Annotated in this window: 11 protein-coding genes and 1 riboswitch; of the genes, 2 read left to right on the top strand and 9 right to left on the bottom strand. The window is 51.5% G+C overall.

What is annotated here, in order from left to right:
- Positions 1 to 61: 61 nt before the first annotated feature.
- From DW949_RS04455 to DW949_RS04415, 9 genes are all read right to left on the bottom strand, one after another.
- On the bottom strand, positions 62 to 838 hold the full coding sequence (locus DW949_RS04455) for an ABC transporter ATP-binding protein (protein ID WP_118022049.1): 777 nt from the start codon (positions 836 to 838) through the stop codon (positions 62 to 64).
- Entirely contained in the window at positions 838 to 1,821 is a 984-nt protein-coding gene (locus DW949_RS04450; RefSeq protein WP_118022048.1) for an iron ABC transporter permease, read from the bottom strand. The genes DW949_RS04455 and DW949_RS04450 overlap by 1 nt, the downstream gene beginning before the upstream one ends.
- Complete coding sequence (locus tag DW949_RS04445; RefSeq protein WP_118022047.1) at positions 1,821 to 2,786, bottom strand: ABC transporter substrate-binding protein; 966 nt, start codon at positions 2,784 to 2,786, stop codon at positions 1,821 to 1,823. The genes DW949_RS04450 and DW949_RS04445 overlap by 1 nt, the downstream gene beginning before the upstream one ends.
- A gap of 12 nt (positions 2,787 to 2,798) precedes the next feature.
- The gene (locus DW949_RS04440) at positions 2,799 to 5,108 is read right to left on the bottom strand and encodes a TonB-dependent siderophore receptor (protein WP_118022046.1); all 2,310 of its coding nucleotides are present in this window, start codon (positions 5,106 to 5,108) and stop codon (positions 2,799 to 2,801) included.
- Complete coding sequence (locus DW949_RS04435; protein WP_118022045.1) at positions 5,105 to 5,518, bottom strand: biopolymer transporter ExbD; 414 nt, start codon at positions 5,516 to 5,518, stop codon at positions 5,105 to 5,107. Before DW949_RS04435 ends, DW949_RS04440 begins: the two co-directional genes overlap by 4 nt.
- A gap of 3 nt (positions 5,519 to 5,521) precedes the next feature.
- Complete coding sequence (locus DW949_RS04430; protein ID WP_118022044.1) at positions 5,522 to 6,136, bottom strand: MotA/TolQ/ExbB proton channel family protein; 615 nt, start codon at positions 6,134 to 6,136, stop codon at positions 5,522 to 5,524.
- A gap of 109 nt (positions 6,137 to 6,245) precedes the next feature.
- Positions 6,246 to 6,423: riboswitch (cobalamin riboswitch) on the bottom strand.
- 33 nt (positions 6,424 to 6,456) lie between these two features.
- On the bottom strand, positions 6,457 to 7,284 hold the full coding sequence (locus DW949_RS04425) for an Asp23/Gls24 family envelope stress response protein (protein ID WP_118022043.1): 828 nt from the start codon (positions 7,282 to 7,284) through the stop codon (positions 6,457 to 6,459).
- Between the two features lie 44 nt (positions 7,285 to 7,328).
- Entirely contained in the window at positions 7,329 to 8,147 is an 819-nt protein-coding gene (locus DW949_RS04420; protein WP_118022042.1) for a PHP domain-containing protein, read from the bottom strand.
- Positions 8,144 to 9,598: a M17 family metallopeptidase gene (locus DW949_RS04415; protein WP_118022041.1), complete on the bottom strand. Its 1,455-nt coding sequence runs from the start codon at positions 9,596 to 9,598 to the stop codon at positions 8,144 to 8,146. The genes DW949_RS04420 and DW949_RS04415 overlap by 4 nt, the downstream gene beginning before the upstream one ends.
- A gap of 763 nt (positions 9,599 to 10,361) precedes the next feature.
- Between DW949_RS04415 and DW949_RS04410 the strand changes: the two genes are divergently transcribed.
- Positions 10,362 to 10,994: a LexA family transcriptional regulator gene (locus DW949_RS04410; protein WP_118022040.1), complete on the top strand. Its 633-nt coding sequence runs from the start codon at positions 10,362 to 10,364 to the stop codon at positions 10,992 to 10,994.
- Between the two features lie 46 nt (positions 10,995 to 11,040).
- Positions 11,041 to 11,658, top strand: coding sequence for a hypothetical protein (locus DW949_RS04405; RefSeq protein ID WP_118022039.1), 618 nt, complete (start codon positions 11,041 to 11,043; stop codon positions 11,656 to 11,658).
- Positions 11,659 to 11,674 lie beyond the last annotated feature (16 nt).

Genomic DNA, 11,674 nt, shown 5'->3' with positions numbered 1-11,674 from the left:
CTATATAGTGTATACTACTTTTTTCTCAATTATAACACGAACTATGCCGGCCTGCCAGCCCTTAAAAAACGAGGACGCGGCGGCCTGAAGACGTGACGACGGACTCCCCGCATATGCCGAATACATCCTGCAGCAGTGCTGGTGTAATGACTTCCTGCGGCGGGCCTCCGGCAATGATACGCCCCTCTTTCATAACCATCGTGCGGTGGCTGTACCGTAGAGCCTGATTCATATCATGGAGCACGACGATTATCGTAAGATGGAGCGTTTCATTCAGATGCTTTAAGAGCTCCAATATATCCAGCTGATGGCGGATATCGAGGTACGTCGTCGGTTCATCGAGGAGCAGGATCTGCGGTTCCTGGGCCAGCGTCATAGCCAGAAACGCCCGCTGCTGCTCTCCTCCGGACAGCGTATGGACCAGACGGTCCCGGCAGGACTGGATGCCGGCGTCTGCCATGGCCTTGTCGATAATTTCCCTTTCCACCGTGGAAGAACGGCGGTAAAAGGTCCGGTAGGGAAACCGTCCCAGGCTGACCAGTTCATATACGGTCATGTCCTCGGGAATGTCGTGTTTCTGCGTCAGTATAGCCATATGGCGGGCCAGCTGGCGACGACTGTACGACGAAAGGGGCCTGCCGTACAGACATGCCTGTCCCGACTGTGGCCGGATCATATGGCAGATGACCTTGAGGAGCGTGCTTTTGCCACACCCGTTAGGCCCGATGATGGAGAGAAATTCTCCCGGTGCCACGCTCAGGCTGATATCATGCAGGACCGGGGTATCTCCCAGCGTCACCGATATATGATTCAGTGATACGGCTTGCGGTGTATCCATCACAGTTCCCTCCTCAGCAGGTACAGAAAAAACGGTGCTCCCAGAAAGGCCATGATGATGCCGACGGGCAGTTCCACCGGCGCCAGAATGACCCGGGCAACCGTATCGCACCAGGTCACGACTGCCATCCCCAGAAGAGCCGCCCCCGGTATAATATAGCGGTAATCCGTCCCTCCCAGGAGGCGCACCATGTGGGGCACGATAAGCCCGACAAATCCTAAGAGTCCGGCCACACTTACGGCACTGGCCGCCAGGAGCGACGCAATAGCCGTCAGCCCCAGCCGGGCCCGTTCGACCGATAATCCCAGGCCGCGGGCCATGTCATCGCCGAGCTGCAGCAGATTGAGATAATAGGCTCCTGCCAGCGACAGGGTCAGCCCGGCCAGCGTATAGGGCACGATGAGGGTCACATCGTGCCAGCTGCGGGCAGCCAATCCCCCTACCATCCACAGCAGGGCGCCGTGGACGCGGTCGCTGTAGAAAATGAGCAGACTGGAAATGGCAGCGCCAAGAAAGGCCGATACGGCTACGCCGGCCAGAATGATGCGCACGGGCTTGATGCCATTTTTCCAGGCCAGAATATAAATCATGATAGCTGCTACCATGGCACCCGTAAAGGCAGCGGCCGGCATGAGATACGTATAGGCCGGGAACAAGATCAGGATGGCGATGCCCGTGAGACCCGCCCCGGATGAAATGCCGATAATATGAGGGTCCGCCAGAGGATTGCGCATGACCGCCTGGAGTATGGCCCCGGAAAGAGCCAGATTCATACCGACCAGTGCGCCGGTCACAGCCCGCGGCAGACGGATATTCCAGATAATCTGACACAAGGTGCTATCATCGGGGACAAAGAGAAACTGCAGGGCTTCTGTCGATGTGACAGAAGCCGCCCCCTGGGTGACCGACAGGACGATACCGCCCAGAGCCAGCACGGCAAAGGTCCCGAGCAGTATGAGCCGTTTCAGCCAGCGCCACCCCATCAGTGAACGACCTCGGGATACACGGCTTTTGCCATATAGGCGACGGCCTCAGGATAGTTCAGGCCTGGATTGAGGAGAAACAGATTTTCCGGCAGTACATACACCCGCTTCTGCCGCACCGCCGAAAGGGTCTGCCAGGCCGGGCTGCTTTCCACATCCTGTCGGAGCCTGCTTTCGATTTTATCACTTCTGCCCATGGACGTAATAAAAATGACATGGGGGTCCTTTTCTACGAGCGCTTCCATGCTGTACGGTACCTTTTCGGCACTGCCGTCGAGTGTATCGGCTGCATCCTGGGCTACATTAGTAAATCCAAGGATACGCGCCACATCACCGGCGATGCTCTTGTCCAGTTCCAGGCTGACATTGCTGGGCGTCGCATGGAGGATGGCGATGGTCAGATGGTCGTTGGGGATGGCTTCTTTGACAGCCTGTATCTCTTTGTCCATGGCAGCGATTTTTTCCTGTGCCAGGTCTTCTTTGCCGTAGAGTGTTCCTACGAGCGCCAGATTCCGCTTCACATCGTCGTACGTCTTGGTTGTCAAGGCCAGGACGGGCACGCCGTTTTGTTCCAGCAGGGGGATGAGTTTTTCGTGCTGGTTTTTATTGGCCAGTACCAGGTCGGGCTGGCAGGCCATGATTTTTTCTACGCTTACATTGTAGACAGGCCCGACTTCAGGGACATCAGCATATCGTTCCGGCAGTTCCGCCGCGTCCGACCTGACCGACGCCCGTCCGGCAAGATCACCATCGACGGCATCAGCAAAATTGAGCAGCGACGTGGAAAGGACGACAATGCGCTTCGGCTTTTCTTTAATCGTTACCGTACGGCCCGCATCATCGGTCACCTGGGCAAATACGGCAGACGAAGCCGATGACGGCTGTTTTTCCGGACCGCATCCTGCAAGGCCCAGACAGGCCAGCAGCCCCATGAGGACAAAGACAGGCCATATGTATTTCTTCATTCCCGACACCTCCTAGAATTTCTTTTGGATACCTATCTGCCAGTTCCGGCCGCTGGCAGGATAATTGTGATACAAATCATAGCTTTCGTCATTGAAATTATTGATTTTCCCATAGATGGTCGTATCCTTGTTGGCTACATAACTGACGCTGCCGTTCCATACGACGTAGGAATTGTTGCTGTAATACGTATCATTCCGGCCCGTACCTGCCGTCATATCGACAGAAGCCTGCCATTTCTTACTGTGATAGGTCACACCGGCATGATAGCCGTTGGGCTGATTATACGTCTCGTCAAAGACCAGTCCCTGTCCACTGTCTGTCCGCGTACGGATATAGGAATAGCCGGCAGTCCAGTCCCAATGATCATTGACTTTCTGCTTCCACGTCACTTCCAGGCCCCGTTTATCCTCTTCATCGAGATTTTCTGCTTCATGGGGTGTGACGCTGCGGTTCCAGCGGATGACATTGCGCAGATGGCTATGGAAAATACTGGCTTCGAGGTACGATTTGGGATGAATTTGATATTGGAATCCCAGCGTCTGCGTATAGCCTTCTTCCGGCTGCAGGTCTTCTTTTCCCCGCGAAGAGCTCGTCACATAGAACTGGTCGTTGAGCCGCGGCGGCGAAAAGACGCGGCCCCAGGAAGCGTAGACGTTGAAGGCGTCATTGGCCTTAAAATTCATGGCCAGGCGCGGTGTCTGGTGCACGCCGAAGGTACTGTTATCGTCGATCCGCAATCCCGGCGTCACGGTCCACTTGCCGAATGTCAGGGCATCTTCTGCGTATATAGCTTTGTTATGCCGTTTCTTGTCTATGTAATGGGCCTCGTAATTGGTCCCCATGTCCTCTGTCCACTCGGCGCCGGCCGTCACATGCTGATGAGGTCCGAGCTGCCAGTTATTCTGCCATTCCAGGCCCTGCGTCCGGGTCAGGAAATGATTGGTCCAGAACGTGCGCTGATAATCGTTGAAATAACGGAAAAAACCCGGCTGGGACGAACGGGTATGAAAATTATATGTCAGGCTGTAATTGTTGATCAGTCGTTCAATCACCTTATTGTCGCTGAGATACCAGCCCGGCAGGCGCTCTTTCCGCAGGTTCCGGGGCAGGGAACGGGAATACGATGGCAGGAACGTCGAGCCATGGCCACGGTAATCCTGATGATAGGCCTTGACCGTAAGGGAACTATCTTTGGTCAGGTCCTGATCCAGTCTCAGGTTAAAGGACTGGCGGAAAATATCACCGCGGGAATGATCCGTATTGATGCCATGGGGAAAGGCATAATACTGGCGCCGTTCCATGCTGCCGCTTACCAGCCAGGACGTATTCCCCTGCCTGCCACTGTTCGTGAGGGTGTAGCCATGCATGCCCCAGGAACCGGTATAAGCCGAAAGAGACGATTCGTTGTGATCTGCTTTTTTCGTAACGATATTGATGACACCGCCGACGGCACCGCTGCCATAGCGGACAGATCCGCTGCCTTTCGTCACTTCGATATGGTCGATAGATGCTGCGCCGGGCAGACTGGTTAGATCTACACTGCCCCTTCCGTAGCCGCTTCCCTGAGCGTTGGCCAGGCTCTGTCCATCGACGAGGATGAGCACCCGGTCATCGCCGTTAAGTTTCACAAAGGAAGAAATGCCCGGTACCTGTTCGTTGACGGTGACACCGGTCACGCGCTGCAGCGCTTCCTGTACCGTCTGATCCCGGTGGGTCTGGATTTCCTTTTGGGTGATAATCGTCGTATTGGACTGACGGGGCGGGACGGATGGCGAAGGCGGTTCCGTCTTTGTCTGTTCGGGGATATCTGGCAGCATCTCCCGTACCGTATCAAGGAAATCCGCTACGGCACCGGCGATGTGGATGGAACCGGACGGTGCCACGTTCTGGGACGTACCCGGTCCGGCAGCCCGTCCGCTTCCTCCGCCATGGCCGGCAACAGAGGATGCCTCACGCACGGCTCCGGACCGGACAGACTGACTGGCTGCCGCGACGGTCTGTGCCGCTTTCCGATAATACGTATTCCCGGCAGGATCTGTTAGAGCCGGTTCCTTTGCCACAGTCTCATCACGGCTTCCTGCACCAGTTGAAAGCGACGGATCGCCGGAAGACCCGGCATTATAGTCCATCCCAGCGGCATCACGGCCGCCGGCCCCAGCCAGGTCATTGGCATTATAGACCGTAATGGCACCGGGCTCCTGGCGGGTGTAGTTGTAGGCAATGGTAAAAAAGCCGCCTGCCGCCAGGGCCAGATAGGCCGCCGCGTGGAGGGAAACAGACAGGCCGGCTGCGACGCGTCCTTTCTTCTTTTCCCATTTCACGGCTCTGCCCCACTTTCTGCAGCCAGTCCGAGCTGGACGACTCCCACGCGCTTGAAGTCATCAAGGAGGGCCATGACATCGCCATAATTCATGCCCTTATCGGCACGGACGACGACGTTGAACCGGCTGTCTTTCTGCTGCTGTTCCCGGGCCGACGCCAGCAGCGTTTCCTTATCGATGGGCGCATCATCCAGCCAGAGCGAGCCGTCCCTGCGCAGGGTGACGACGTACTGTGCCGCCGGCTGCTGCTCTGCCTGGGAAGCAAAGGGAAGCTGGACGCCCATGGTACGCAGATCGACCATGGACAGGGAAGTCATCATGAAAAAGACCAGGAGAAAGAACATGACATCGATCATAGGGATAATCATAAACGACGGCTGTTTGAAGTACCGCGGATCCCGTAAACGCATGGCTCAGTCCTCCTTTTCCCGGGGCACCGTTTCGAGAGCCGAAAAGCACAGTTCCATATCGGTGATGATCCGGTCCAGACGCTGGGTAAAATAGGAGTGGATCAAAAGTGCCAGAATAGCAACGCAGAGGCCGAAAGCCGTTGCAATAAGTGCTTCCCCGACGCCGCCGGTGATAGCGGCTGACTGGCCAGTTTGTACGTTAAATATACTGAATGCCCGGATCATGCCGCTGATGGTGCCAAGGAGGCCCAGAATTGGCCCAAGAGTTACGACGACGCTGAGATAGTACAGGCGGCTGCGCAGCTTTGCCATGAGAATGCCCGACTGCAGTTCTATATAAGCGCGCACATCCCGTCCTGTACGGCCGGCGAACACATCGCGCAGGATATAGGCCAGGCCGCCCCGGCTTTCTTCTGCCAGTTCGCGGGCTTTGTCGTACTGTCCCAGTTTCATATACGTATAAAAATTCCGGGCAAAGGCGGCTCCTGCGTCCATGTGAGTATAAAAAATAGCCCGTTCCATGCCGATATAGACGACAAACAGGGAACACAACAGGAGGATGTACATGACAATCCCGCCCTTATGAAACAATAAAAATCCATTCGTAATCGCTTCCATGGTGCTACCACTCCTATATACCAAGACATAAAAAAACCGCAGGGATACGTCATCCTTACGGTTTATACAGAACAGAGTCCTAATCCCCCTCCCCATCGCTCGCAGGTCTGCCGGTGATTCTTTGTCAGGCAGTTCTTCTGGCTCGGATTCATGACCCTGCTGCGCCTTCCCATACGGATGTACAGTGACGTTTCTGCAGCAGCGCTCCTCCTTACAGCGGCGGGACCGCGCCGGCTTATACCGGCTTTTCTATTGAGTCTTGCGACACCTGACAGCTCATATGCAGTTATAAATAATGGTAGCATGGCCCCTGTGGACTGTCAAGGACGGGGCGCAATGCCACGAATGGTAATTTTCATAACATCCACGGACATTCCCGTAGTGTATTCCACAGACTGCTGTACCTCGTCTTTGACCTTGTGCAGGAGCTGGCGGATATTTTCCCCGTAATAAATGGTCAACGTCAGGATGATGGCCAGGCCATTGGCATGGGACAAGTAGTTCTTGGCCACCTTGACCCGGTTGACCCGGGCGATACCGGTCATGCCGTTCAGTGTATGGCGGACGAGAGCAAAGAGGACGTCATCGGAAAAGACGAGTTTGCCGTAATAGCTGAACACAGGGCGCACGACGGATTGCTCCACACCGGCTTTCCTGCCGCCACGGCCAGACAGGAAGGAGCGGATGGGATCGAGGAGATACCCATGGAAATGAGATTTCAGCTCCATCGTCGGAACGGGGATGATATGTTTGCCCTCCTTCAGGCGGATATCCCGGGCTTTGGCGATTTCTGCTGCCGACGACACATCTTCGATACGGATATAGTCACTGGCATAAGGAAGGCGCAGGGCCTCGCAGATACGGCATATCATGTGCTTCGACGTGCCCAGGATGAGCAGCCGTGGCGGCTGGATTGTCCCGAGAGCCTTGCGGACGGCCTCTGCATGGGCCGGATCAAGGAAAATAGCCCGGCGCACGGCCTGCATGCGGTTCGATTCCTCTTTGGCAGACTGACCGGCGATGATGCGGTTCTGATAGATGAGCAGGCCGTCATCGATGATACAGTCGATATTCCTTTCGTGGGCTACGACCAGGGCATGATAACTCTTCCCTGTCCCGCTGGCACCGATAAAACCGGTAATATGCATCGTTCATCATCCTTTCTTTCCTGCCTGCACCGCATCCGCACCGGTTATACGTTTCCGGCCTGCACCTGCGGATACGTCAGTATATCCTGTACCCATTCTCCCTCTACGGCATAGGTCCCGACCGTTTCCGGGAAGCGGCCCGGCACGCCGTGGAAATCGGAACCGCCGCTGACCAGCCAGTGATGATCCCGGGCAATGCGCAGGAATTCGTCACAGCGGCCGCGGTTATTGGGGTGATAGACTTCCAGCCCATCGAAGGAAAACTGCAGGACCTGGGACAAGGTTCGCTTCAACAGGCCCGGATGAGCCAGGAAAGCCAGCCCTCCCGCCTTATGGATCAGGTCGATACAGGCATCGACGGTCAGGCGGTGATACGGCACATAAGCTGGACCGCCACGATACAATATGGTATCGAAGACCGCCTTTACATCGGGGAAATACCCTCTGGCTACGAGCATGCGGGCAATATGAGGCCGGCCTACGGTACCGCCCTTGGCGAGCATATCCTCTATCTGCCGGCGGTCGATATCATAACCGAGAGATACGCATTTATCTGCGATTTCCAGAGCCCGGTCCAGCCGCCGCTGTTTGAACCGCGCGCAGTAGTCCATCAGGTCTTTCTGGCCGGGATGGATATAATAGCCCAGGACATGGACATCTTCTCCATCGTAATCACTGCTCATTTCAATAGCCGGAATGACCCGTACCCCCGGAGCAAAGGTATGCCCCGAATAAGCAGCGACCGTATCATGGTCGGAAATGGCCATGACAGACAGCCCCGCCTCTACAGCCATCTGTGTCAGCTGTTCCGGCGTATACAAACCATCGGAACAAGTCGTATGCATATGCAGATCTACTTTCATACAGACCCGCCTCCTTTGAGCCATTCCAGGACCGTCTTGATTCCCGTCCCCGTCGCGCCTATATAGCCCATGTCATCTTTCTTTTCCAGAAAAGCCGTCCCGGCAATATCAAAATGAATCCACGGCGTCCCTTCCTTGATGAACTGGCGGATGAAGAGGCCGGCCGTAATCGCCCCGGCTTCGGGACCGCCGACATTTTTCAAATCGGCAATATCGCTCTGGAGCTGCTTTTCATACTCCCGGTCCGCCGGGAACTGCCATACCTTTTCATGGACCCGTTCTGCCAGTGTAAAAATGCGGTTCATCCATTCCTGATCATTGCCGACCATGCCACTGCGCACCGTCCCGAGAGCCGTCACACAGGCTCCGGTCAGAGTAGCGAAATCGATGATCCGCGTTGCGCCCTTATCCTGGGCATAGGCTACGGCATCGGCAAGGACCAGGCGGCCTTCGGCATCGGTATTCTTGATTTCTACGGTCTTGCCGTTGTACATGGTGATGACATCATCAACGCGATAAGACATGCCCGACGGGATATTTTCCGCCAGTGGCATGACAGCCAGCACATTGACGGGATACTTGAGGAGCATGAGTGCCCGGATGACACCCAGGACTACAGCGGCTCCTGCCATATCGTCTTTCATGAATTCCAGATTGGCATGGGATTTGAGGGACAGACCGCCGCTGTCATAGAGAATCCCCTTGCCGACAAGCCCTAGCACTTCCTTACTGTCCGGGTCGCCCTGATACAGCACTGACACGAGCTGCGGCGGATTCATACTGCCCTTGCCGACGGCTACAATGCCGCCCATATGGCGTTTTTCCAGATTCCATTTGTTGAGCGATTCGACGTGAATATTTTCTCCCTTGCACAACTCCTGTACCCAGTCGGCGAATTTCCGTGGCGTCAGCTCATTGGATGGCATATTCGTCAGATCCCGTGCCAGATAAATTCCTTCGTAGACCGACGAATACACGTAGCAGAGCGTATTCAGCTCTTTGATCTGCAGACTCGCCGTGATCAGATTGATATTCTTGACCAGATTGGGCGACGCCTGGGTCTTATACTGGATAAATTCATAATTCTGATACAACAGGCTGTCGATGAGCGATGGAATATCCATTTCCAGCGTATCGATTAAAAGAGCCAGCTCCCGGACCTTCTCCTTCCGTGCAGCCTGCATGATTTTACGGCCGACGCGGAAATCCTCATACGTCGCATACTGTACCGGCTTATTATCCAGCCCTACCAGGAGATACGTGTGCACCTTGCTGCCACTGGCACAATGAAATACACAGAGCGATGTATAATCTACGATATCAGGCCGCTCCTCAACAAATACCTTCAGGGCCTTTACATCCTCCTTGGGTACCCGCTGCAGGGCTTTCATCCTCTTATCGACGCCAATAACCAGCATGTCAAAGCTGCCGTTGCCGTTGCAAGTAATCATGTGTGTCCCCTCACTTCCAAACTCTTTTCATACAGTTCCAGTATATCAGAAAAGACTAAAAATGTCTCTTATTTTCTATATTGCCACCATCGGCACCCCGTACTACTGGCCGCCCTATCCACCATCCCCAGTCCAGACGGCCGCCGGACCCCTGGCTGGTAATTGATTCAGAGTATAGGTAATTCCCTCAATTACCATTTACATTTCGCAGAAAGTTACGTACCAATATTAGAACCAGTTATTGATGTCATTGGCCCAAGATATCCCGTTTCTATTGAAGCGCTCTTTTGGAGGTACGGTCAATAGCTGGTTCTTGTTTTATTGTTGAGTCTAAATTCTGATAAGTCTTCAAATTTCATACTAACGTAAGATACGAACCAATATAGAAGTATCTGGCTCAACAGAAAATGCATCAACTTTATTCCCTATTTTTGCCTTTTAGAATATAATTAAGTCAGAAAGAACATTTGATTTTGCAGATGCTGGCATACTGTCTTGTTCGTCCCCAACATTATTGTCGGACAAGACCGAAACTGAGCTGCCGTTGGGAGCAACTGTAGACTGATTGGCCTGGTCACTATAAATCAAATGTTCTTTTTTATTTCTAATTAAAAAAACATGGTCCTTTATGAATGACCACAATTAGTATGCTTCCAGCTATTAATAAAAAGAAAAGTATTTAATAGAAGTTTACGTAATCAAAATTATGAGTTATATTAAAAATATCTAGTTTATGGGATTTCACCTAAAAGATGGTGTTTATATGAGTACATTGGGAAGCAGAATAAAAAATTTGAGAATAGAAAAACGAATGACAGGCGATGAACTGGGAAAAGTTTTAGGGATATCAAAATCCACCATTTCTCTTTATGAGCATAATAAAAGTACTCCGGATGATAATATCAAAAAGAAAATATGTAGCTATTTTAACGTTTCTTTTGATTGGTTAATGGGTATATCTCCAATAAGAAGCGTTGGAATAAATCAAAATCCCGGGAAAGGCGTAAAGATACCCGTTTTAGGTTGCATAGCTACTGGCATTCCCATTGAAACCACAGAAGATATCCTAGATTATGAAGAAATTACTCCAGAACTTGCGGCAACTGGCAAATTTTTTGCATTAAAAATCCACGGTCGCTCAATGGAACCGCGGATGTTAGACGGAGACGTTGTAATTGTTAAACGCCAGGACGATGTAGAATCCGGAGATATTGCAATAATACTTGTAAATGGAAACGAAGCTACAGTAAAAAGAGTAAAGAAACAAACTGATGGAATTACACTTATTGCAACCAATACCAGCGTATATGAACCGCACTTTTATTCTAATAAGGAGATAAAAAAATTGCCCGTACAAATACTGGGCAAGGCAGTTGAACTTAGGGGTAAATTGTAAATACAGGAATTAACTATTATATGTCGATGAATAGGAAGTGACTGCCATGTTTATTCCATTTTGGCTTATAGGAATTTGCATTGTTATTTTTTTATATATTGTTATGCGGATGTCATCAAAAATTGATGATTTAAATCAAATAATAAATCATAAAAAAGGACAATTATTATTTTTACAAAATAAATTAAATCAAAAAAAAGAAGAATTTGATAAACATCTAGCAAGGGAAAAATCACTCTGGAAAAAAGAAAAAGAAATAATAATTCAATTTGAAAACTCTTCCATTTCGCAATTTCCCGTAATTGCTACTGTATTATCTGACTATAGGACAGCCAGAGATGAAGCCATAGAATATCATTTAAGAACTAAAAAAATACGAGCACCGAAAGCTGCTGAACAAGTAAAAGAGATAAGACACGAAAAAAGAGAATTGATGAAAGAACTATATGGATATAAATGGGAATTAAAGTATTTAAAAAATTTGATTCCTTGGATTGATGATATTGAAGACGATGTTATCATCACATCAGATCAAACATATAATCAAGTTGATAGGGCGGTAAATGACGAAGCAATACGTTGGTTATCTCCAGAAGAATATAATAAATTACCGGATGTTGAAAAATATCAAAGTGGTCCTATGTCAAGTTTGAGTACAAGTTAAATTGAGGTTTCTATCA

The sequence above is a fragment of the Megasphaera sp. AM44-1BH genome (assembly GCF_003467125.1).
Lineage (GTDB): Bacteria > Bacillota > Negativicutes > Veillonellales > Megasphaeraceae > Megasphaera.
The sequence above is the reverse complement of the archived record's forward strand: the minus strand, read 5'-3'. Positions and strand labels throughout refer to the sequence as shown.